Here is a 24,705-nt window from a genome sequence, read left to right as displayed (position 1 = left end):
AATGTCATAGACCCATTTCTAGTTTAGATTTTAAAATGCATTAACTTCTATTATAATGATAATAAGACATAATTTAAAACAATATATTAAAATATAGAGGGTTGCAAATGAAAAAGGTAACGATGTTCGTGTGGAATAATTTTGTGAATGATGCAAGGGTGCTGAGAGAAGCATCTGCGTTAGCTGATTTAGATTATACAGTAACAATAATTGCTAAGAAAGAACTGTCTGAAATGCATCTTCCTTCCGGTGAGAAAATCAGGAAGGGTGTAGTTGTCAACAGACCTCTGAAATTAGAATTTCCTGAAAAGATAACAAGCAAGATTAAATCGTCTGTTATTACCAAGCATATACCAAATATGCTGCTAATGTTTAAAATGATAATGCTAGGTAGGAAATATAATACAGATGTGTATCATGCACATGACTTAAATACTTTAATTCAGGGAATCGTGAGCGCAAAACTCCGCTTAAAGAGAAAGAAATTAATTTATGACTCTCATGAAGTACAGACAAGCCGAACACATTACAGCTTTGAAAAAATATACAGAATAGAAAAGTTACTGCTTAAATTTGTTGATAAAGTGATTGTAGAGAATGACACACGAGCCGATTACCATAAAGATTTATATAAAAGCCGGCCGACACCGATTCATAACTACTCTGAATTATATAATATTGATGAAGTTAAAGCTTTTCCTTTAAGAGAAGTCTACAGCATTCCAGAGGACACAAAGATTGTACTCTATCAGGGAGGTATGCAGGAAGGGAGAGGTTTATTTAAGCTGCTCGATGCTTTTAAAAATATTGAAAATGGAAAGCTGATTATGCTTGGCGATGGAAAAGAACGTCAAAATCTGCTAGATTATCATAGAGAATTAAAACTTGAGGACAAAGTGATATTTATAGACAGAGTGCCTTATCAAGAACTGAGAAGCTATACAAAAACAGCTGATATCGGTATTCAATTTTTAGAGAATACAAATTTTAATCATTATTCAGCATCATCAAATAAACTGTTTGAGTATCTTATGGCTCATGTTCCTGTAATCGGTTCAGATTTACCAGAGATTAAGAAGGTGATTGAAGAAGAAAAAATTGGTTTAACAGTTGAAGAGTCGAATACAATAGAGTTACAGCAGGCAATTCAGGAGTTAATTGATGATGAAGATAAAAGGAATTGTCTTAAGGAGAATACTCAAAGAGCTAAAAACAAGTATAACTGGGATAATGAGAAACAGGTATTGAATAATATTTATTATGAAATCTAAGTGTTATCATGTTTTGCAGGTAACACTTTTTTATATTTAATAGAAGTCTTAACAGACAAAATGATATAGTGATTATTGGTTTTTTTATTGTTCACGTAACAATATTTTACTGCATATGTAATTAAGTGAAGAATTGAATTGGGGAAAACTATGCTGAAAATTATAGAATTTTTTAAGGAACAATGGCATCACAGACATTTAATATGGAAATTATCTATTTATAATATTAAAAGTCAATATGCTAATCATTATTTAGGCGCATTCTGGAATATACTTCAACCGCTTTTACAGGTTCTAATATATTTCATTGTATTTGGTTTAGGCTTGCGTGGAGACAGAGGAGATGTAGAAGGTATACCTTTTCTTGTCTATCTGATTTCAGGTCTGTTCCCATGGCTTTATATTCAACAAGGTATTAACGGTGCTTCAAATGCAATTCAAAGTCAGCTTTCATTAGTGACGAAAATGAAGTTCCCAGCGAGTGTTTTATTATCCACTGCAATTTTGAATGGGTTATTTAATCTGCTGCTGGTTACATCTATTGTAATGGCAATCAGTTTGTGGAATGGATACTCAGAACCGCTACATTATTTAGCGCTGTTATATTTCATATTTGCAAGTTCTGCAGTAATTTTTGGTATTTCGTTAATCATGTCGTCACTTATAATTATTATCAGAGATATGAAAAATATACTGCAAAATGTTATTAGAATGTTTTTCTTCATGACACCGATATTCTGGTCATTATCAGAAGCTAATGAAATACTGCAGACAATGGCTTCGCTAAATCCATTTGCCTATCTGCTTATGAATTACCGATATGCGATGGTTTTTGAAGGTGGGCCGCTCTATGGTGAGATGGCAGATCATTTATACTTTTGGTCATTAACGGTGCTATTAATCTACATCGGAGTTCAAATCCACTATAGATTTAAAAATAAACTGGTAGATTATTTATAAGAGGAGTATTTCCATGAATATTAAATTAGTAAATAAATTGAAAGAATACATCAAAACACCGCAACTTTTTGAGATATTAGTACAGGAAAATATAAACCAAAATATATATAACGAGTTCGATATCAACTCCAGTGAACGTACCCTGGGGAATTTAAATAATCAGGTTGTGCGTGTTTTAGGATTACGTGAGATAGATGAAGAATTTTATGCTCTGATAGAATTCGGTGCAAATATAATCGGCTGGACAGTTCTCGAAAACTCTATTTTTATTCATCCTAAAAAGCTGGAATCTGTGAAAATAAATTTTGATAAATTTACGACGCCGGATTTTAACAGGCAGGTAAATATTAATAAAGATTTAGTTCTATCATTAAAAGGCAGATTGCTTACTTCTAAGTCATTTATACAAGTAGATGGTGTACAACTTGAAATGATTTATTTAAAAGGGAAATTTCAGGGATTTGTATACCCGCGAGATATTATCAGAGGGATTGATACTTCCGACTACTTAAATGTAGATGAGAGTGTGAAGTTATACAGAGATTCTAATTTAGTAATTGATCAGGAACCTGTTGCAGAGACAATGAAAGCTACAGTAACACTTGTATTTCTAGAATTAAACATAGCAAAATTATCTACTGAGAATCAAACCTCTTGGGTGAATTTAGATGATCTGGACTATGATACAAGTCATTTGGACATTGAAAATAGTCATCTGCAGGAAAACTTTATTCAAATGCAGACTAATGAACGTAAAAAAACAAAAAGTATCATTGAGTCTCTTTTGAAAAGACAGATTGAACTTGAAAAAAACATTGACAAATATGAAACACGTCTCAATCGCGTTGAAAATTTGTATAATAATTTAAGAAATTCAAAACTTGGTAAAATTCAAGTCGCGATTTGGGAAAGGAGAGGGAAATAGTGGAGGGAAATTTCACTGAGAGAGAAACTGAATTAAAACAAGACGAGGAGTTAATCAAAGGTTTTGATAATCTTGATAGAATTGAACGCCTTAAACACTATGTCAATCTGCTGGATGAAAATTACTTCAGAGCACTGGAACATTTGAGTAATGAAAAAATGTACAATTCCCAGTACAAATATTATGAAGAATTTGAGCAAAATGGCAAAACAGATTTCTTAGAGGAACTTGAAACTCATTTCCCTGAAATCAGCAAGAGCAATGGCTCCAGATTTTATAAAAAATTAAATTATAACATTGGAATTATATGTGACGAATTTGTATACAATGCCTATAAAGATTCAGCAAATATAAAATATATTTCAGCAGACAGTGATGTTGAGAGCAGTGATTTTGATTTTGTTATTGTAGTTAGTTCATGGAGAGGGATTGATGGCAGCTGGGCTCAGGTAGCATCTCCAAGAAGTGATAAGCGCGAAAAACTTATGAACATGGTAGCTGCATTTAAGAAATCTGGCGTGCCAACTGCTTTCTACTCTAAAGAAGATCCGGTTAACTTCCATCTCTTCAAAGACATTGCAAAAGAGTGCGATGTTATTTATACAAGTGCACTGGAAATGGTGGATAAATATAAAGAGTACTGCGGTAACGAGAATGTTTATGTTATGGAGTTTGGAGTGAATCCTAAATATCATAATCCAGTCGGCAGCCGGACACAAACAGCACTTCAAAACAAAGAACATGTACTTTTTGCAGGAAGCTGGACTGAAAAATATCCGGTGAGAAATAATGAATCTGCAAGGATGTTTGATGGTGTTAAAGAAAATGGCTTTGATCTGACGATTATCGACAGGAACCTTGAACTGAGAAAAACGAGATATCAGTTCCCGAAAAGATATATTGAGAATTTAACCTATCCTATGGAACATAACGACTTAATGGATATCCACAGATTGATTCCTTGGGCGATTAATGTCAACTCTGTGAAGTACTCTGAAACAATGTTTGCCAACAGAGTATTTGAATTGCAGGCAATGGGTAACCTCATGCTTACTAATTACAGCATGGGAGTTAATAATAAGTTTCCAAATTTATTTATAGTGAATACTAAAGCGGATGTAAAACCTATGCTGAACAATCATTCAGAACGCGAATATGAAGACATGCGGGCAAAAGGAATCAGACAGGTAATGCTTAATGAGACTGGATTTCACAGAATCTCACAATTCGCAGAAAACTTTGGTCTTCAGTCAAATATTGATGAGAAGAATATTTTAGTAATTGCATCTGAACTTTCAGGTAAAATACAGGATTCATTCGACAGACAGATGTACAAAAATAAAATATTGGTTCATAAGAGCGAATTGAACAATGTAAATATCAATGATTACGATTTCGTTACGTATTTCAGTGACGAATTTATTTATGAAGAATATCATCTGGAAGATTTACTGTCCGCGTTCGTATATACAGATGTCGACTTTGTAACAAAACAAAATAATAATGTTCATGATTATTCAGAAGAATATGGAAACCTGAACTTAACTATGTTCGATACTAATATTTTAAACAGTGATTATAAAGCAGAAACTTCGAATGGTTATGTTATTCCTATGACTGAAATTATGATTAACAGTCCTGAGAAAATAGGTATTGAGAAACTAGTTTCTGTTATTGTGCCGATTCATAATAACGGAAGATATCTTGAAGATAAGTGTTTTAGAAGTCTTACAAGATCCTCTGTTTTTGACAAGATGGAAATTATTTTTATTAATGACGGAAGTACGGATCCGGAGACAATCAGCATCATCAACAGATTAAGACGCAGATACCCTGATATTGTCTATGTAGAGTTCCCGGAAGGTTCCGGCAGTGCATCAAGACCAAGAAACGAAGGCGCTAAAATGGTTAAAACACCTTATCTGACTTATTTGGATCCTGACAACGAGGCTTCAGGAGACGGTTATGCTGATTTACTGCATAAACTGGTCGAAAACCCTGAGATAGACATGGCCGTTGGTAATATCATGAAAGAAGATAATAAACGACGAGCTACATTTAAATATTCAGGTACAGTTAAAAAATTCAATAATAAAAAACTTCTAATTGAAGATACACATCAATTTATGAAAGATTCTGCCCTTCGTGCCCAGAGTATTCAAGCTTTGATTGTTAAAACAAACATTATTCAGGACAACAACATTGAGATGGTAGAAGGAGCAGCAGGACAGGATACAGTATTTTTCCAAGAGCTTATTCTGAACTGCCGCAATGCAATTGCGGTGGAAACTTTTGTTCACATGTATTACGCGGCGGTCAGCGGTTCAGTTACAAATACTATCGGGAAAAAATTCTTCGATAAATATTACAAACTGGAAATCGAAAGAATACCATTCCTTAAAGAACATAATTTATTAGAAACTTATCTTAATGAAAGATTCAATTTCTATATTAAAGGCTGGTACTTATCACGTATTGATCGTATTAAACCAGAGGAACGACATGAAGCAATTACAAGATTCCTTGATATTTACAGTTTGTATGATAAATATGAAAAAGTTGAAGATAATGACTTATTGGAAAGTATAAGAGAGTTAAAAAACGAAGTGAATTATAAGGAATGAATTTAATGACAAATATTTTTTCCAGGTTATTAAAAAGAAATCATAAGGTTAATTTCATCGATTCGATAGAAGAATACGATTTTATTAAACTCTTAGAATATGATAAAAACACTAAACTAATAGCGGATTCCGCTATGGAAAATTTTATAATTCCATTTCCAAATTTTGCAAAAACAGACTTCAATAATGGCCATAACTGGAATGTTACTAATAAAAGATATGGTAAAAGCTATCAGTTATATATTCATTCATTGCGATTTGTCGGCAGTTTACTTTTAGAATATGACAAAACAAAAGATATTAAATATTTAGAGAAGTCAGAAAATTATATAGAATCATGGATTGATTTCATGGAATCAAAACAAAAGAATGAGATGCTTTGGTATGATCATCCTGTAGCAAACAGGGTGCAAAATATCATCTATTTTCTCTACTTATCCAAAAACACGTTAAATATTGATGAACGTAAATACTATAAGCTTCTTAAAAAGCATGGCGAATTCTTAATGGATGATAAAAATTATAAATATAATAATCATTCGTTGATGATGGACCGTTCATTAATGATTCTTGGAAATATCTTAGAAAATCGTGAACTGTTCAGTACGGGTTTTAGAAGAGCCAAAGAAACTCTTTGGTATTCATTCAGTTCTCAAGGAAGTCATTTAGAAAACTCGCCTGACTATCACAGGATGGTAGTGAAAATGTATCAGGAAATGGAAAGATATTTAAATAAACATGATCAGACTTTTGGTGATGTTATTAATAAAAAACTGAGCGTTGCTGGGGAGTTTTTACCTGTTATATCAAGGCCGAACAAACGTCTGCCTGCATTAGGAGACTCGGGTAACAGTGCTTTAGGGAGAAAGAAAGTATTTAAAAATTTCTCCGATGATGAGCTTGGTTTGACTGTAATTCAGAGCGAAAATTTCTACGCTTCATTCACGGCAGGCTATTCTACAATCACGCACAAACACAGAGATGATCTAAGCATGACTCTGTATTATAAAGGAGATGACATTCTTGTTGACTCTGGTAAATTCAGCTATGGCGGTGATATAAGAAGACGTTACATTATGTCGCCTCAGGCTCATAGTACCCTGTTCTTTGATAAAGAAGATTATAAATTGGATAATGACAATAGATTCTCGACGAAAGTGCAGACAACAAAATACTTTGATAATAAAAAGTATACTTTTGTTGAAGGGAAGAACCACAGCTTTGAAAGCTCAAAGCTATCCCGCAGATTAATTGCATTAAAGAATTATCCAGTTGTGATATTGCTGGATTCGGCACAAAGTGAAGTAGAATCAAATATATATCAAAATTTTAACTTGTCACCACAGAGTGAAATTGTAAATTATGAAGCTAACACTGCAAAAATTAAAACTAAATCCGGAAATATTGTAACATTTACTCAATTACAAGATATTAAAGAAAAAATTGATGTTTTACCATCACAGACTGAACCAGTACAGTCTATTGTAACTTCAGGTTACGGTAAAGCAGTAGAAACAAAACAGCTGAGGTTTTCAGCAGCTGTTAATAGTAACAGTGATTATGTATTTAAAACTATAATCAGTATGGATGACTCTCTAAGTATACAGGTGACAGACATAAATGAATTTGCATTACAAATATCTGTAAATGGTGAAGAGATTTTTATAAATATATAGGTGATGAATAATGAAAAAAGTCACAGTGTTTGTATGGAACCATTTTACGAACGATGCACGTGTAATGAGAGAGTGTCTTACATTAAGTGAAAATGGTTATGATGTAAATTTAATTGCGATTGCAAATAAAAAAATACCCGAAGCAGTTCCATATGAGGTAATCAATGAGAACTTTAAGGTGCATCGTGTGCCAATGTACCCTGCTGCACTTGAGTATTATTTTAAAAGAAAGAAAAGAGTGACAGTAGTGACTGCTGGAGTGACGGCAGTAATGTCACCGATTTTATTCAAATACTCTAAAAAGAGCTTGTTAGTGATGTTAAGCGGATTAATTGCAACTGCAGTAACCTTAAAAAATAATAAGCTGAGACAAAACACAGTGAAATTGATTCGAAGTTTAAAAATGATTGGGAAAGGTCTTCAGCAAAGAGCAGATATTTATCATTCCAATGATTTAAACACTTTGGCTCAAGGTTGCATTTGTACGATAATTCATGACAGTAAACTTGTTTATGACTCTCATGAAGTTCAAACGGACCGGACAGGCTATAATCCGGACACAATAAAATTAGTAGAAAAAAGTTTAATTAAATTCGCAGATGAAACAATTGTTGAGAACAAAACGCGTGCAAAAAAACATGAAGAGTTATATGGTTATCTGCCAAAAACACTTCACAATTATTCAGCACTGTATGATATAGACAAGGTTCCTGACGTCGATTTATATGAAATGCTTAATATCGAACGTTCAAAAAAAATATTATTGTATCAAGGTGGAGTTCAGTATGGCAGAGGACTCGATGTATTAATCCAGGCGATGAATTATATTGAAAATGGAGTACTTGTTATAATTGGTGATGGCAAGCTGAAAGAAGAACTGATAGAAGAAACAAATAGAAAACAATTGGAAGATAAAGTTAAGTTTCTTCCTAAACAGCCGTTGGAAAAACTACCTTCATATACGAAACAAGCTTATATAGGATATCAGGTACTGCAAAATACAAGTTATAATCATTACTCGGCATCTTCTAACAAGCTTTTTGAGTATATCATGGCCGAAGTTCCAGTCATCAGTTGTGATTTCCCTGAAATAAAACGTGTTGTAGACGAAGAGAATATTGGTATAACTGTAGAAGCAGATAAACCTAAAAGTATTGCATCAGCTACTCAAAAATTAATTGATAACCCAGACCTTAGAAATGAATTGAGTATGAATTGCAAAAATGCGAAATACAATTATAACTGGGAAAATGAAAAAGAAGAGTTACTTAATATTTATAATGAATTAAGTAATTGAGAGAAGGTTGAATATGACTTATAAAGTTAAAGTCGAAAATGTTTCAAAAATATATGATATGAACAGAAGCCGTAAGGACAAATTGCTGTCATTATTTACGTTCGGTCACTTTTATAAAGAAAAACCTTTTTATGCATTAAGAGATATATCATTTGAAGTTGAACCAGGTGACTCAGTAGGTATAGTCGGTTTGAACGGATCGGGTAAATCAACATTATCTGATTTACTGGGTGAGGCTACAGTACCTAGTGAGGGTAAGATTACTATAAATGGTACCAGTTCAATGATTGCGATTAATGCTGGTTTGGATCAGGAACTAACCGGTGTGGAAAACATTAAGAAAAAATGTTTAATGCACGGGTTGTCTGAAAAACAAATAGATGAGCGTTACAATGATATTTTAGAATTCAGTGAACTAGATGACTTTATAAATCAGCCGATAAAATCTTACTCAAGTGGTATGAAATCTCGGCTTGGTTTCGCCATTGCAATTCATACAGATCCTGATGTGCTAATCATAGATGAAGCTTTATCGGTTGGAGATGAAACTTTTTCTAATAAATGTATCGAAAAAATAAAACAGTTTCAAAAAGAAGGGAAAACGATATTTTTTGTTTCTCATTCAGCAAAACAGGTTGGCAGAATGTGTAATAAAGCAATGTGGATTCATTATGGTGAATTAATTGATTATGGTAAATGTGTACCTATCGCTAACGAGTATGCACGATTTATCACAAAATTTCAAAAAATGTCCAAACAAGATCAACTCGATTATAAGAAGGAAATGCTTACAAAGCAGCAGGAGAAAAGTGACGAAATTTCAACTAAAAAGTATCATAGGCCATTACTACGGTATATTCCAATTGTTTCATTATTTGGTCTTTTTGTTTATAGTGTTTTATTGCAATTAAATATATTTTAAAGTAATAATATTATAAATTGATTAGTGCTTTAGCTAGTTTGATTATAATTATGTTTGCAATACGAATTATGGTGGGATTATATGGATATAATAAAAATTAATAGTATAAGTGAGCTTGAAAAAATAAAAATTAGATTTAATAAAAAAACAGAGATACATTATACGAGTGATAATTTAACATATTGTTTCCTAGTAAGGTTAAAAAGATTCACTTCCAAGTTACTTGTGTTATCAAATGGTGCAATTAATCCTAAAAGAAGTAAACCGCCCGTTTATATGAGACATAAGTGGTCAGATGATTTTGATGCTTCACATATATTTCTAGATGATCCGACAATTCATAAAGATAAACTTAGAATTGGTTGGGGACAGGGTATCAAAGAAGAGTTTGCTTTAGAAATATATAGTGAGATTATCAAAACTTTATCAAAAAGATTAGAAATAAAAGATAACGATGTTTATTATTATGGCTCTTCTGCTGGCGGATTTATGTCTATGGTGTTATCAGCAATGCACAGTAACTCTAATGCTATCGTCAATAACCCACAGACAGATGTAAAGAATTATGCTGAGAGTGCTTCTAAACCCTTAATTGAAAAAATTTACGGGAGTATCGAATACGCTTATGAAAATTATGCTCATAGACTAGATGTTATAGAAGCTTTTAAATATTATGATTATACTCCCAATATTTTATATGTACAAAATAGACTATGTGGCCCCGATATGAAAAAACACTATTTTCCTTACATGCAAAAGTTCACGAAGAGTAAACTGAATTTGCAACAGACAAAAACCTTACTTTACCATAATAAAAAAGCGGGACATAATCCATTGGGACAAAAAGATACTGTGAAATTGATAAATGATACTATGAATGTTAAACGTTCTTATAAATTAAAACTATTTTAATTTACATTGAATAAGTAAAAATAAAAAAGGTCATACTATCTAATTAATCTTTTGTGTTATCATTATATAATCAGATTAAATCGTTGTATAAAAATATATATTAATTATTAAGAAAGGCTGAACTTAATTGTTTAGCCTTTATCCTTGTAAAAGTATAGGTGAATTATGAAAATATTAATGATCACACAAAATTTTTATCCCGAAATCGGCTCCGGCGCCAACAGATTAAAAAATTTATATATTCAGCTGGCAAAAAAGCACGATGTAGAAGTGCTCACTACTAATCCGGCTTATCCTAATGCAAAGATGTATGAAGAAGATAAGTATTGGAGCAGCGAAGAAATAAATAATTCTAAAGATATTATGAGACTCAAAATGAGAACGGACAAGCAGAGTAAATCTATGGCTTTCCGTTTAATGTATTATTTTGAACTTGCCTATAAAGTACGGGTATATGTTAAGAAATACCAGCACCTGTACGATACAATTTACGTCACAACACCTAATATTTTTATCCCCTGGGCCGCTTTCTTTCAAAAGAGAGACAAAGATGTTAAAAGAATTTTAGAAGTGCGTGATCTTTGGCCGGATAGTGTACGAGATGTAGAAAAGATGAACATAAATTTATTTTATCCTGTGCTGAAATTCATGGAAAAGATGCTGTACAAGCAGTCGGATAAAATCGTCATTAACAACGAGGGATTTAGAAATTATATAAAGAAAATGACAAAAAATAAATCCGTCTTGTTTTTACCTAATGCTTTTACTGAAAGCGAAGTGGAATTTGAACAAGCACCTGATGATTTCAGAGTGATTTACACAGGGAATATAGGCTTTGCTCAAAGTTATGAAAAACTGCAGGAAATGGCTCATAAACTTGAAGAAAATAAAATTAATTTTAAAATAATAGGCTATGGAATGAATGCTCACTTATTCCAATCGTATATTGAATATAAGGACTTTAAGTATGTAACTTTCGAAGAAGAAAAAACCAGAGAAGAATGTTTAATTGAAATAAGAAATTCTAATATTCAGCTGTCTATATTAAAAGACAGCGAAATCTTTTTAAATGTCCTGCCAGGCAAAGTGATTGATGGTATTGCTTCAGGAGTTCCCGTTGTCACAAATCTCGGGGGCTATACAAGTGATTTAATTAACTCATATGATGTAGGTTACGCTAAAGAGAAAGCTACGGCTGAAGAGCTTACAGAGGCGATTAAGAAAGTTAAACTGGATGACGAGCTGGAAGCCAGGCTTCGGAAAAACTCTAAACATTTATTAAAGTCTCATTTTCTATGGGAAGCTAATATTGAAAAACTGGAAGATTTTATCTCTGATAAAGAGTTTAAGCGCTAACAACATCGCTTAAACTCTTTTATTAATGTTAAGAAAAGATATTTTCATGTAAAATGAATGTACTGAGTACAAAATATAATCTTTCTTAGGGGTTTAAAAATGAATTCTATATTAAATACATTAAAAACAATAATACCTCGCAGCATGCGGGAGCGGCTAATAAGAAAAGTTACCTTGCAGGATATTACACTTTCTAACGGCTTTGTTGTAATTAATCTAACCTTGAAAAACTTTTATAATTTTAATCTGACTGAAAAATTGAATATTACACTTTCAAACGGCGAGTATACCGAATCACTTGAATATTATGTTGAAAAAAATCTGCTGTCGATAAAGCTGCAAGACAGTACTTTTAAAAACACAACCGGAAACTCATCCATTACTGTTTCTGTGGACGGTAAAAATATGATTATTGATTCCAATGGGAGCATTGAGAAGAAAACATCCTTCTTTAAAGATGGGAAATATTATAATATTCTGGTGAACGGCACCTTAATTCTGGAACATTTATTAGCAGAATATACTTTTAAGCAATCCTATATAAATGCAGCTGATATAGATATGTCATACGAGAAATTAGCGGTGTCATTTGACAGCGGACAGTCTATGCACGAATACAATTTAGCGCTTCTTTATGCTAATAAGATAGTCGAATTTCCAAATACCGGCAGCGGACCGGTGATAGAAGCTGCGGATTTCAGCAATGTTACGATGGGCAGAGCGTCAGTTTATGTTGTTAAAGGTTTCGAAATGACACCGGTGAAACTGAGCATCAATGAAATGAATTTAATCACTCAGGAGCATAATCTGAAGTTTTTAAGCGAAAGTCGTGAATTATATGCATATATAGAAAATCATGAAATTGAGATGACCGCTGTCAAGGCAGAAGTCATCGAAGACAATGTAATGATGAGAATGGCCTACAGTGAAAATTTCGAAATTAAACATTTTGTTGTATCAGATACTGTTTCAGAGGAGGAAACATTGTTCAAGGTGAACAGCTCCCGGCCGGGTGAGTTTGAAACGGAAATTCCTTTGAGTACCCTGGTTGACAGTTTTTCGCGCAAGAAATTTAAACTGATTACTGCCGGTGACGAACCGCTTACACTTCAGCCCGATGTGAGCTGTCTTGAAGAATTGGGCTTTGGTGAGCGTCTAGTTATAAGTTACTGCCACGAAAATATCAAAATATGGTTCTATAAAAGAAAAGATACCGCGCTCGGTTTTAAGGTGACCCGGCCTCGCATTCAGAGACAGATAACAGAGATTGAAGACTTTAAGGTGGAAGGTTTTATTAAAGGACGCGAAAACTTTTCAGGCTGCAGTACTTATATGATTTTTGAAGACCGCTACAGTAAAGAGGCTGTCCATTTACCGATTGACGAAGATTTTAACATTGATTTAACCAAGCTGGATTTAAAATCAATTAAGAGCAAAGATAAAACTATAATAGACGTGTTTATTGCAATGATCAGCGAAGAAGGGGAAACAGTACGGAAAGAAAAAATAAAATATAAATTTTCCGACTATAAAAAAGATAATTATTACGGCAGCCATTCGGAAAAAAGCGGTGAAGGGAATGTCCATTATCATTTAATCACGACGACTCCGTTTGATAATCTGAAAATAGAAACGTTTACTATCCCGACTGAAATAGCAGTTCCTGATAATGCTGCGGAGAAAGATTATAATACATGGCTGGTCGGAGAACGTTACGATACTGCCCAGGACAACGGCTACGCTTTCTATAAGTATTTAAAAGAAAATACCGATGTCAATGCTTATTATGCAATTGAAAGCAGTGCTCTCGATTATGAAAAGATAAAATCGGATCCGCATGTACTGCCTTTCGGTTCAGATAAACATTTTGAAGTTGCACTTAAAGCAGGTGTTCTGCTCGGCACGCACGACCTTGAAAATTTGCTGCCTTACAAACCTGCGAGAGGCTTTTTCAACTATGAGGATACAGTAAGAGTATTTCTGCAGCATGGTGTACTCGGCCGTAAAAGAGTAGAGTATCATAAAAAGTATTATGATCTGCCTTTCGACTTATTTATCGTCAGCAGTGATCCTGAAAAATATGATGTTGTCATGAGAAAGCTCGGTTATGACGAGGAAGACGTTGCGGTCACCGGACTCGCACGCTTCGACTCGCTTCCCCGGGGTAATAAAACTAAAGACATCCTGCTTATGCCGACATGGCGGGACTGGATAAATACAGATGAAGCGTTTCTCACGAGCCAGTACTTCCATAATTATAACGGACTGATTCATAACGAGCGTCTGATTAAAATACTGGAAGATAATGATGTGCAGCTGAACTTTTACCCGCATTACAGAGCGCAGATGTATTTTAACGATGAAATATTGAATCCGAGCAGCAATATTAAATTTATCCAGCTCGGCACGAGAACAGTACAGGAGCTCCTGATTGACCACTCGCTGTTAATTACGGATTATTCCAGTGTCAGCTTTGACTTTACCCTGATGAATAAGCCGGTCATCTACTATCATTTTGATGTCAGAAAGTTTTTCAGACAGGGAAAACTCCGGCCATTATTCCAAACATTCATCGGAGATATTGCACGGACTGAAGATGATTTAATCGATTTGATTGAAAGTCAGATTAAGCTCAACTTTAAATCGGAACAGCCTGATATTTCAGGTATATTTAAATATCAGGATCATCATAATTCAGAACGGATATATAACAGCGTAAAAGAAAAAATAAAAGAAAGAATAAATTATTAAAAGCAGCCGTCCGGAAGTCCGGACGGCTGCTTTTACATACTGTATATATATTCTATCAATTTTTCGCTCGCCTGGCCACTGGAGTATTTGTTCCACTGCTTGTTAAAACTTGCGATTTTCTCTAAGTCAAAATCGTTTTCCTCGAGGGCTGTAATAATATCTGCAGTTTGATAAGCAACCGGTCCCGGCATATAGGTTTCATAGTTGAACCAGATACCGCGGGATTCTTCATATTCCTTTAAGTCGTATGGAAAAAATATCATCGGCTTGTTTAAAATTGAAAATTCAAAAGGTATCGAGGAATAATCTGTAATGAGCACATCCGCAGCTGCGAGCAGTGAATTTATCTCGTATTTTCCGGAAACATCCGTTACGAATTCGCTATTATTAAAACCTGAAAGCTTTACTGCCGGATGAAGTTTTAACAAAAGATGATATTCTCCGTCAAGCTTTTTTCTCATCAGATCGATATCCAGTTGGATTTTATCTGTATCAAACTGATTATCACGGAATGTAGGAGCATAGAGCAGCGCTTTTTTGTCTTTAAGTATAGGCAGGGCACTGCGGATTTTTTCGGCTTCGGCCTCAATTTTATCCATATTGTAAAAGAAATCGGTTCTCGGCACACCGGTTTTGAGTATCCGGCTGTCATCAGCACCGAACGCTTCTTTGAAAATATACGCCATTTCATCAGAACTTACCGTTATATGGTGAAAGCGGCTGTATACTTTTTTAAAACGTTTGTGCGCGCTGTCCGGCCGGTTTTTAATTGTTTTGTCTCTGAATCCGAAATACTTTACAGCTCCGTTAGCATGCCAGACTTGAGTGCATCTTACTGACGGCCGGAAATTACAGGCAGCGAGCACGACGTGATAGTTATCGACAAAAATATACCGGGCTGTTGCCAGATGATATATCCCCCTTATAAAAGAAAAGATACTGCGGGGAGTAAAATCTGTAATGTTTTTTTGGCTGACAGCCTCAAATTGTTTTTTGCAGCGGGGTTCCTTTAAGATAAAAATTTCCGATGAGGTCTGATTTTTAACTTCCCTGATGACATATTCGATATTGTCGCCGAAGGACGCAAGCATCACCGTTTTATCTTGGAGGGGCAGGAGATTAAATAACTTAAAAACAGTCCCCGACAGAAGCAGAAAAAATTGGATGACCGCTTCTTTAGCCATTATTGTTTTTCAGCTCATCTTTAATTTTTGTAGTTGATATGCCGCTTGTTCTCGGCAGATAGACAACTTCGCAATATTCTTTCAGAAAATCAAATTCACCTTCCCAGTCGCTGCCCATAACAAAAGTATCGATGTTATATTTTTGTACGTCGCCGGTCTTCTGGCCCCATGTATCTTCACCGATAACTTCATCGACATATCTGATAGCTTCCAGTATTTGTTTTCTTTCTTCGAATGAATGATAAGCCTCTTTATGTTTCAGCATATTGAATTCATCGGTTGATACTGCAACGATTAAATAATCTCCGAGCGCCTTGGCGCGTCTCAGTATATTTATATGACCCGTATGCAACAGATCGAATGTACCGTAAGTGATTACTTTTTTCATGTTAATTTGCCTCCGTTAAAGCATTATTATAGTGTTTTGTAGTATTATGAATTATAGCATAAGATAATTAAGAAAACTTTGCAGGTGTGGTGGATATGAAACAAATTAAAAGACTGGCCTTAAAATTATATAAAATATTATTCTGGTTATGCGGAAAATCTTTTAACAAAGATCATTCGCTGATTATTTTCGAAAGCTTTCTCGGAAAACAATTCAGTGACAATCCCCGGGCATTATATGAATACATGTCGATTCATTATCCAGAATACAGATTTTTATGGAGTGTGGACAAGCGGTACACTGAAGTGTTTGAACGCCATGATGTGCCTTATATTAAAAGATTCTCGTTCAGCTGGATGATCTATATGAATAAGGCAGCATTGTGGATTTCAAACAGCAGAATGCCTCTCTGGATTCCAAAGCCGAAAGGCACGACGTATTTACAGACCTGGCACGGTACACCTTTGAAAAAGCTCGCTGTAGATATGGATGAAGTACATATGCCCGGTACTGATACTGAGAATTATAAAAAAAACTTTACCCGGGAATCGGCAAAATGGGATTTTCTAATCTCGCCGAATGAGTATTCGAGTGAAATATTTAAAAGAGCATTTCAATTTGACGGGGAAATGCTGGAAACAGGTTACCCGAGAAATGATTTTCTTTTTACGAACAGCGATGAGGAAGCCATTAATAATCTGAAAAAAGATTTGAATCTGCCGGAAGATAAAAAAATAATTTTGTATGCTCCGACTTGGCGTGATGATTCATACCACGCGAAAGGCAGATATAAATTCAATCTCGAATTCAATATGAAAAAAATGTATGAAAATTTGTCTGATGAATACATTATTATATTAAGACTGCATTATCTGGTAAGTGAGAACCTCGATATAAGTGAATATGAAGGCTTTATTTATGATTATTCAAATTACGAGGAAATCAGAGATTTGTATGTTGTTTCGGACATGCTGATTACAGACTACTCATCGGTATTTTTCGATTATGCGAACTTGGGACGTCCGATGATTTTTTATGTTTATGATATTGATAATTACCGCGACAAGCTCCGGGGATTTTATTTTGACTTTGAAAGAAAAGCGCCCGGTCCGCTTGTCACTACGACAGATGAACTTCTGCAGGCAATTAAAAAGACGGAAACTGAAAACTTTAACGAAATATACAATACTGAAGAATTCCGCAGCAGATTCGGTGCACTTGAAGATGGCAAAGCGTCACAGCGTGTAGCCGATGAAGTTATTTGTTATTTAGGAAGTAAAATTGTATAATTCATCATTGATGAAAATTTGAGGTTGTGAGTAACTTATGAGATCCATGTGGAAGGTATTACAAGAACAGATTGCTCATTTTTATTTGGTAAGGCGTCTGTCGATATACGATATAAAAAGTAAGAACCAGAATAACTATCTCGGGATAGTCTGGGAAGTTCTGACGCCGGTCATCAGTATTCTTATCTACTGGTTTGTATTCGGTACATTGCGCTCACGCGCGCCGATTGAAATGGATGGCATGGAAGTGCCTTTCTTCTTCTGGCTGTTTATAGGTTTTGTCGTTTGGACTTTCTTTTATCAGGCCAGTATAGAAGCATCCAAATCGATATATACACGTCTTAAGATGCTGTCAAAAATGAATTTTCCTTTAAGTGTAATACCTAATATTCCGATATTTTCCAAGTTTTATACGCATTTAATCATGCTTACCATTGCTTTTATTGTGTTTCAGTTTGCGGGTTATTACGTCAGCGTGTACTTTATACAAATTCCTTATTTTATTTTTGCAACCTACGTGCTGGTATATTCATTTGCGCTGATTACATCGACGCTGTCAACACTGATTCGCGATGTGCATCTGGTACTTAATTCACTGCTCCGCATGCTGCTGTATTTATCGGGTGTGCTGTGGCCGCTGTCGATGCTCTCGGACTTCCCGAAGCTCGTAGTAATTATGCAATTAAATCCGCTGGTATATTTAATTGAAGGATACCGCGCTGCATTTTTCGGTACAGAATGGTTCCTCGTTACCGAATGGAAATATTCTTTATATTTCTGGGGCCTCATGCTCGTGATGCTGTTTATCGGCTCGGTGCTGCACATTAAATTCAGACGTAATTTTATCGATTACTTATAATGGGGTTTGAAAATGACAAAAGCTATTATTACTAAAAATGTCGTGAAAAAATATAAACTGTACGAAAATCAAAAAGAGCGCATGCTTGATCTGATCAGTCCGAAAGGGCACGGAGATGATTTTTTTGCGCTGAACGGTGTAAACTTTGAAGCGGATAAAGGCGATGTAGTCGGATTTATCGGTATTAACGGCTCAGGTAAATCAACGCTGTCGAATATTATTGCAGGCATCGTTCCTGAAACGAGCGGCGAAGTCCAGGTTAACGGACAGCCTGCGCTTATCGCAGTCGCAGCAGGCCTGAATGATGATTTAACAGGCCGCGATAATATTGAACTAAAATGTTTAATGCTCGGTTTTTCTAAAGATGAAATCAAAGAACTAGAGCCCGAAATCATTGAATTTGCAGAACTTGAAAACTTTATCGATCAGCCGGTGAAGTCCTACTCGAGCGGGATGAAGTCAAGGCTCGGCTTTGCTATCAGCGTTAAAGTCGACCCAGATATTTTAATTATTGATGAAGCACTGTCGGTCGGCGACAGAGCTTTTGCAGACAAAAGCCTGAAGAAAATGCTCGAATTTAAAGACCAGGGGAAGACGATGATTTTCGTCAGCCACTCCATCGGGCAGATGAAAACCTTCTGCGATAAAATTCTGTGGCTTGAATTCGGCCGTGTTAAAGCGTTTGGCGAAGTGAAAGATGTACTGCCGCTGTACGAAGCATTTCTTTTGAAATGGCAGAATATGCAGAAGGATGAAAGAGACTCATACAGGGCGAAGATAATGTCGAAAGACCCGGCTGAAAACAAATATAAAAAGCTTGGGGATTTGATGGTCCTGGATGATGATGAAGAACTCGAGACATCTCACACTTATTCAGTCCGTCCGGTCAGCAGGCTGGCGCATTTAAAAGCATATACGACATATATATACAGCTCTCCGAATGAAGAAGAAGGTAAAACAGATGCCCAGCATTTGAAAAACAAAGTATATTACGTTAAAAGAGAAGCGACATACCAGTTTGAGAACTATTACCTGCTGAGTACAAAACCAAGTGGTGAAGAAGGCGTTATAGGCTGGATCAGAGGAATTGAAACATCTTCGCATGTGCATACATTGGTGGACAATGACAAAAAAACATTTTATTTAAAAGGGCGCGGTTATGCATCAAGTGAACCGTGGGGCGGAAAACGTCAGTATATTCATGAATCACTGGAAAATCATGGCGGCCTGTCCTTTAATGCAGACGAAACCATTCTGGTTGGCAACAATATCTGGTATAGAGGCGTTATTGAAGGAGAAAATAAACCGGTATGGATACACAGCAACAATGTTGTGAGGGATACTGAAGAACTTAATGATAATGAAGATGTTTAAGAGGTGCTCTGCACCTCTTAATTTATTTCATATAACGTTTCCAGCGATGTAAAAAATCCATCGGCGCCGATTTCTATCAGTCTGTCGGCTTCTTTTTGGCTTTTTACAGTATACGGGTACACTTTTAAATTGTACTTGTGGCATTCTTCAATAAAAGCGGCATCGGTAATTTTTTTATTAGGGTGCACACTAACAGCATTAAGACCGGTCATGTTTACATATTTTCCGGCATTAATCATCGGGTAATGCATCAGAAAACCAAGCTTAATATCCGGATTGCATTCGGCAATCCTGAGAAGAGCTGTATGGTCAAATGATGAAACGATAATATTTTCGAGATTATAATATTGATTCGTAAGGTCTGCGACCTGTTTTTCTATCCCAGCATGGGGGACAGGAGAATTTTTAATTTCAATATTAAGGAGAATATCTTCAGGCATAGACTGAAGGATTTTTTGTAAAGACGGAATTTTGGCACCGGCGAATTCAGCATTAAAGTATTTACCGACATCTATAGCCTGAAGCTCGTCAAAAGTATACTGGTTAACAGCGAGTTTCGCATCCTTATTATAGCGCTTCAGCTTATAGTCATGCACGACGACCGGCACTTCGTCTTTCGTCAGCTGAACATCCAGTTCGATTGCACGTGCACCGTGTTCGACTGCTGTTCTAAATGCGGCTTCCGTGTTTTCCGGGGCGATGGACTCAGCACCGCGGTGGGCAAACACAATAACCATAAAATTCACTCCAATTTTAATTAAACTTTAATACTTGTAGTGTAACATTCCAAAGTAAAGAAATTATTAAGATGACATAAGAAAGGAAGGGTCACTGTGACAGTAAAATATAATACTGTTAAATTGATGGATATCGATTTTATCAATATATCCAGATACTCATTTTTAAAACATATCGTCTATCCGTCTATTGAACAGCAGAAAAAATGTTTTATCGTCACGGCAAATCCGGAAGTTGTTATTGCAACCCGGGATGATCCGGACTTTAAAACGATAGTTAAAAGTGCTGACTACGTGCTTGCTGACGGAATTGGTGTAGTCAATGCATCGAAATTAATCGGCAATCCGCTAAAAGAACGGGTAACTGGTGTTGACCTGATGTACGATCTGCTGAAATATGCAGATACTAATAAAAAACGCGTATTCTTTTTAGGTGCCAGTGAAGAAGTGAATATTAAAGTGGCTGAAATTGTTAAAAAAGATTATCCCGGCCTGATTATAGCGGGCAGGAAGAATGGCTATTTTAATAGATATGATGACGATATTGCTGATTACATTGCTGGAACGAAACCTGATATTATCTTTGTTGCGCTTGGCGCGAAGCGGCAGGAAGGCTGGATACACCATTATTTGGAGAAATTCGATAAAGGTATATTTATCGGTGTCGGCGGCAGTTTCGATGTGCTGAGCGGACAGCTCAAACGGGCTCCGGCTATATGGATTAAGCTGCAGCTGGAATGGCTTTACCGCTTAATTAAAGAACCTCACAGAATGAGACGGGATTTAAAAGTACTGGAGTTCATGCTGCTGCACGTCCCGGTAATTAAAACAATTATGAAGTGGCTTGGATTCTCAAAGTCCAAGCCGAGATCAAACAGGGACGGCATACGCTAAAGTATTTATGTCCGGCCTCTCTTTTATGGTAAGATATTTTTAAGTTTCAACACATCATGAAGCGGGGGAGATCAAATGACCGGAGAAATGATATTTGTCGGACTTGTCATTGTATTAATGTTAATAGGCTTATCATTTGAAGTAATCCGTGCGGATTTCTTAATATTTTTAGTTCTGGTTATTTTTCTGATTACCGGCGTGATTAGCAGCGAGCAGGCTTTAAGCGGCTTTTCAAACGAAGGGATGCTGACTGTACTGCTCTTGTTTATCGTGGCCGGTGCAATTCAAAAACACGGCATAATAGAACTTGTCGTTTACAGGCTGCTCGGCAAAGCTGCCAATGTGAAAAAGAGTATGATTAAAGTAATGCTGCCGGTCGGTCTCTCTTCGGGTTTTCTTAATAATACTCCGATAGTCGTTGCCTTAACACCGATAATTAGAGATTGGGCGGTCGATAACGGCTACAGTCCATCTAAATTCCTGATTCCTTTATCTTATATGACGATTTTAGGCGGAACGATTACCATGATAGGGACGTCGACGACTCTGGTTGTACACGGACTGCTGGTTGGTGCGGGGCTCGAGGGTTTCTCATTCTTTACTTTAGCTGCAGTAGGTGTGCCGATTACCGCAGCGGGCTTAATTTACTTGCTGACATTAGGCTATAAACTGCTGCCGGAACATCTTGGAGCTAAGGAGCAGATTAGCCAGGAAACAAAAGAATTTCTTGCAGAAGCCATAATAGAAGATAAATTTGAACACGAAGGAGAGACTGTTACCAAGCTCGGCCGGGATGTTCTGGATGGAATCTATGTGATTGAAATTATAAGAAATAACAGCAGAGTCTATCCTGTCACAGGCGAGACTAAAGTGCTTGCCGGCGACCATATCATTTTTTCCGGTTCTCTGAATACTATAGGGAAAATCCAAAAATTTAAAGGTGTCACTATTAAAACAGGTACAGAACTTACGCTTGATGATGTCGTTAATAAAGACAGTCATCTGATTGAAACAGTTGTCTCGCATAACTCATCGCTGTTAAATAAAACGCTTAAAGAGGCGAACTTTAAAACGCGCTACGACGCCGGTGTTATTGCGATTCACCGAAATAATCAGCGTATTAAAAGCAGGGTGGGGGATATCGTTTTAAAAACAGGGGATACACTGCTCCTCCTTGCGGATAATAATTTTATTAATATGCACAAATATTCCGGAGATTTTTACGTGGTAAATGATGTTGCTCCGCCTGAAAATCTCAATCAGGATATGAGAAAAGGCTGGGTCAGCTTAATCGCTCTGGTTTCTATGATTCTTGTAGTGACCTTGGGCTGGTTCACAATGCTTGAAGCTATGATGATTCTTGTTGTGCTCCTGATTGGTTTTAAATTTATTTCACCGAATGAAGTGAAGAAATTTGTACAATTTGATGTTATCCTGCTGATTTCGAGCGCCTTTGCCGTCGGTGCTGCAATGACGGAATCGGGATTAGCACAATATATAGCAGGCGGGCTGACAGCACTTGCAACGCCGTTCGGGATACTCGGTGTGCTTTTCATTGTTTATCTCGTCACGAATTGTTTTACTGAAGTCATTACAAACAGCGCAGCAGCAGTACTTATGTTTCCGATAGCACTTGAAGTTGCAGATGCGATGAATATTGAATATATGGGTTTGATAATTACTGTAGCAATTGCCGCATCAGCAAGTTTTATGACGCCGATCGGCTATCAGACTAACTTAATTGTTTACGGACCCGGCGGTTACAAATTTAGTGATTATATAAAGGTCGGTGCACCGCTTGCTCTGATAACGATGTTTATCGCATGTTTTATTATTTACTTTGTCTGGTATTAGCTGACTTGAGGAAATGGAATATTATATTTCAACGAGATTACAACTGTGTTACAATACTTAATGAACGAAATGAAAAGTCATTGTATGTGAGGTCCTAACTTGAGACAAATATTATTATCAATATTTGTATTATTTCTATTCGGATGTAATCAAAACGATAAATTTTCTAAAGCGGAAGATTTATCGCCAGTTGCTAAAACACATTTCACTGCAAGTAACTTGGTTATAACGGCATCGGGAGATACTGCAAATAATTCATCGAACAGTACAGCTGATAACAGCAGATACGATACTGAAAATTTACTGAAAAACAATATAAATGATTCTAAACAGTCAGACAGCGCAGAGTTTGAATTACTTCTCCGGCAAATTAACGAAACTCATGACGACATATTTAATATATGGGATGATAACTTTATTCCGCTTTATAATGCGTACCAGTTTGACGAGCTGAAAGTGGAATATGCAGCTGATGAAATTACGAATTTAAATGAAAGCTATGTGGGTCTTCAGGAAGAAGTCCAGAATCTTTCAATTCCTGATAATTTGCCTGAAAATGAGCGCCTCCGTGTTCAGGAGATAAAGGACGATCTGCTCCTTGCGATATCGAACCGGTCACTCGCTGTCATCGAATTTAAATCGATGCTCGGCAGCGGCGAAGAGTCTCATCAGGCCCTGATGGATATTCATATTGCAAACAGCAACCGCTACTTAAATGAAGCTAAAGAAGTTAATGCGGAACTCGTGCTTAAAAATGAAAAGCTGATCACAGTTAAATAATTAAAAAACACTGATTATCAGTGTTTTTTTATGTTTAAGATGCAGTGAAGCGGGAAGATTAATGAGTAGAATCATATTTACAGGAGGAATTAATTTATGGCCAAAAAAGTAGCTGTTATCATGACGGATTTAGTCGAAGATATCGAATATACTAGCCCTAAAGAAGTTATTGAGGAAGCAGGGCATGAAACGGTGCTCATTTCTCCGGACGGTTCAACTGTAGAAGGTAAAAAAGGCGGAAAATTTGAAGCGGATAAGTCTATCGGAGAAGTAACGCCGTCTGATTATGATGCGCTGTTAATTCCAGGCGGATTTTCACCTGATGGTTTACGGGGTGACAAGGAAGACCGATTTGGCAAGTTCGCCAAACATTTCCTGGAAGAAGACAAACCGGTATTTGCAATTTGCCATGGGCCTCAGCTTCTGGTAGATACTGATTTATTAAAAGACAGAAAAATTACAAGTGTTAAAAATGTTAAAAATGATTTGATTAATGCGGGAGCGAATTGGGAAGACAGCCCGCTTGCGGTTTGCGGCAATCTTGCTACGAGCCGGACACCTGATGATTTAGATCAGTTTAACGCTGAAATTAAAAGACAATTAGGTTAAAAGTAAAGGCTGCAGCGGAATTCCGCTGCAGCCTGTTATTTAA

Annotated in this window: 20 protein-coding genes; 17 read left to right on the top strand and 3 right to left on the bottom strand. The window is 36.0% G+C overall.

The window, feature by feature from the left end; translation table 11 throughout:
• Positions 1 to 107 precede the first annotated feature (107 nt).
• From IR135_RS01050 to IR135_RS01005, 10 genes are all read left to right on the top strand, one after another.
• Positions 108 to 1,271, top strand: coding sequence for a glycosyltransferase family 4 protein (locus IR135_RS01050; protein WP_135095902.1), 1,164 nt, complete (start codon positions 108 to 110; stop codon positions 1,269 to 1,271).
• Between the two features lie 150 nt (positions 1,272 to 1,421).
• Positions 1,422 to 2,231 carry an ABC transporter permease gene (locus IR135_RS01045; RefSeq protein ID WP_194194240.1) on the top strand — a complete coding sequence of 270 codons (810 nt, stop codon included), beginning with the start codon at positions 1,422 to 1,424 and terminating at the stop codon, positions 2,229 to 2,231.
• 13 nt (positions 2,232 to 2,244) lie between these two features.
• A complete protein-coding gene (locus IR135_RS01040; protein WP_135095900.1) occupies positions 2,245 to 3,156 on the top strand; it encodes a GW dipeptide domain-containing protein in 912 nt (303 codons plus the stop codon).
• Complete coding sequence (locus IR135_RS01035; RefSeq protein ID WP_318272202.1) at positions 3,156 to 5,780, top strand: glycosyltransferase; 2,625 nt, start codon at positions 3,156 to 3,158, stop codon at positions 5,778 to 5,780. The genes IR135_RS01040 and IR135_RS01035 overlap by 1 nt, the downstream gene beginning before the upstream one ends.
• A 5-nt stretch (positions 5,781 to 5,785) precedes the next feature.
• On the top strand, positions 5,786 to 7,456 hold the full coding sequence (locus tag IR135_RS01030) for a heparinase II/III domain-containing protein (RefSeq protein WP_167753326.1): 1,671 nt from the start codon (positions 5,786 to 5,788) through the stop codon (positions 7,454 to 7,456).
• Positions 7,457 to 7,466: 10 nt separating this feature from the next.
• Positions 7,467 to 8,753 carry a glycosyltransferase gene (locus tag IR135_RS01025; RefSeq protein ID WP_135095896.1) on the top strand — a complete coding sequence of 429 codons (1,287 nt, stop codon included), beginning with the start codon at positions 7,467 to 7,469 and terminating at the stop codon, positions 8,751 to 8,753.
• Positions 8,754 to 8,766: 13 nt separating this feature from the next.
• Positions 8,767 to 9,675: an ABC transporter ATP-binding protein gene (locus IR135_RS01020; protein WP_135095894.1), complete on the top strand. Its 909-nt coding sequence runs from the start codon at positions 8,767 to 8,769 to the stop codon at positions 9,673 to 9,675.
• Between the two features lie 81 nt (positions 9,676 to 9,756).
• A complete protein-coding gene (locus IR135_RS01015) occupies positions 9,757 to 10,587 on the top strand; it encodes a glycosyl transferase (RefSeq protein ID WP_135095892.1) in 831 nt (276 codons plus the stop codon).
• A 165-nt stretch (positions 10,588 to 10,752) separates the two neighbouring features.
• Positions 10,753 to 11,943: a glycosyltransferase family 4 protein gene (locus IR135_RS01010; protein WP_135095890.1), complete on the top strand. Its 1,191-nt coding sequence runs from the start codon at positions 10,753 to 10,755 to the stop codon at positions 11,941 to 11,943.
• A gap of 99 nt (positions 11,944 to 12,042) precedes the next feature.
• A complete protein-coding gene (locus IR135_RS01005) occupies positions 12,043 to 14,694 on the top strand; it encodes a CDP-glycerol glycerophosphotransferase family protein (RefSeq protein ID WP_135095888.1) in 2,652 nt (883 codons plus the stop codon).
• A 32-nt stretch (positions 14,695 to 14,726) separates the two neighbouring features.
• Here the strand turns inward: IR135_RS01005 and IR135_RS01000 are convergent, their stop codons facing one another.
• Positions 14,727 to 15,878 carry a CDP-glycerol glycerophosphotransferase family protein gene (locus tag IR135_RS01000; RefSeq protein WP_135095886.1) on the bottom strand — a complete coding sequence of 384 codons (1,152 nt, stop codon included), beginning with the start codon at positions 15,876 to 15,878 and terminating at the stop codon, positions 14,727 to 14,729.
• The gene (gene tagD / locus IR135_RS00995) at positions 15,871 to 16,266 is read right to left on the bottom strand and encodes a glycerol-3-phosphate cytidylyltransferase (RefSeq protein ID WP_115886073.1); all 396 of its coding nucleotides are present in this window, start codon (positions 16,264 to 16,266) and stop codon (positions 15,871 to 15,873) included. The genes IR135_RS01000 and tagD overlap by 8 nt, the downstream gene beginning before the upstream one ends.
• A 95-nt stretch (positions 16,267 to 16,361) precedes the next feature.
• On the opposite strand from tagD, the gene IR135_RS00990 reads away from it, so the two are divergent.
• Genes IR135_RS00990 through tagH form a run of 3 tightly spaced genes read left to right on the top strand, consistent with a single transcriptional unit; the run spans position 16,362 to position 19,788 of the window.
• A complete protein-coding gene (locus tag IR135_RS00990) occupies positions 16,362 to 17,555 on the top strand; it encodes a CDP-glycerol glycerophosphotransferase family protein (RefSeq protein WP_135095884.1) in 1,194 nt (397 codons plus the stop codon).
• Between the two features lie 37 nt (positions 17,556 to 17,592).
• The gene (locus tag IR135_RS00985) at positions 17,593 to 18,414 is read left to right on the top strand and encodes an ABC transporter permease (RefSeq protein ID WP_115886075.1); all 822 of its coding nucleotides are present in this window, start codon (positions 17,593 to 17,595) and stop codon (positions 18,412 to 18,414) included.
• A gap of 12 nt (positions 18,415 to 18,426) precedes the next feature.
• A complete protein-coding gene (tagH, locus tag IR135_RS11710; RefSeq protein ID WP_135095882.1) occupies positions 18,427 to 19,788 on the top strand; it encodes a teichoic acids export ABC transporter ATP-binding subunit TagH in 1,362 nt (453 codons plus the stop codon).
• A 17-nt stretch (positions 19,789 to 19,805) separates the two neighbouring features.
• Here tagH and IR135_RS00975 read toward each other — a convergent pair whose 3' ends face one another.
• Positions 19,806 to 20,525, bottom strand: a complete 720-nt coding sequence (locus tag IR135_RS00975) for a glycerophosphodiester phosphodiesterase (protein ID WP_135095880.1) — start codon at positions 20,523 to 20,525, stop codon at positions 19,806 to 19,808.
• Positions 20,526 to 20,621: 96 nt separating this feature from the next.
• Here IR135_RS00975 and IR135_RS00970 point away from each other — a divergent pair, with 96 nt between their 5' ends.
• The 4 genes from IR135_RS00970 to IR135_RS00955 all read left to right on the top strand — a co-directional run bounded on the left by IR135_RS00970 (position 20,622) and on the right by IR135_RS00955 (position 24,662).
• Positions 20,622 to 21,419, top strand: coding sequence for a WecB/TagA/CpsF family glycosyltransferase (locus tag IR135_RS00970; RefSeq protein ID WP_318272199.1), 798 nt, complete (start codon positions 20,622 to 20,624; stop codon positions 21,417 to 21,419).
• A gap of 75 nt (positions 21,420 to 21,494) precedes the next feature.
• Positions 21,495 to 23,273 carry an SLC13 family permease gene (locus IR135_RS00965; RefSeq protein ID WP_135095878.1) on the top strand — a complete coding sequence of 593 codons (1,779 nt, stop codon included), beginning with the start codon at positions 21,495 to 21,497 and terminating at the stop codon, positions 23,271 to 23,273.
• A 99-nt stretch (positions 23,274 to 23,372) separates the two neighbouring features.
• On the top strand, positions 23,373 to 24,053 hold the full coding sequence (locus tag IR135_RS00960; protein WP_135095876.1) for a hypothetical protein: 681 nt from the start codon (positions 23,373 to 23,375) through the stop codon (positions 24,051 to 24,053).
• Between the two features lie 96 nt (positions 24,054 to 24,149).
• On the top strand, positions 24,150 to 24,662 hold the full coding sequence (locus IR135_RS00955; RefSeq protein WP_135095874.1) for a type 1 glutamine amidotransferase domain-containing protein: 513 nt from the start codon (positions 24,150 to 24,152) through the stop codon (positions 24,660 to 24,662).
• Positions 24,663 to 24,705: the final 43 nt, after the last annotated feature.

The organism is Jeotgalicoccus nanhaiensis (genome assembly GCF_015235105.1).
In the GTDB taxonomy this organism is placed as follows: domain Bacteria; phylum Bacillota; class Bacilli; order Staphylococcales; family Salinicoccaceae; genus Jeotgalicoccus; species Jeotgalicoccus nanhaiensis.
The sequence above is the reverse complement of the archived record's forward strand: the minus strand, read 5'-3'. Positions and strand labels throughout refer to the sequence as shown.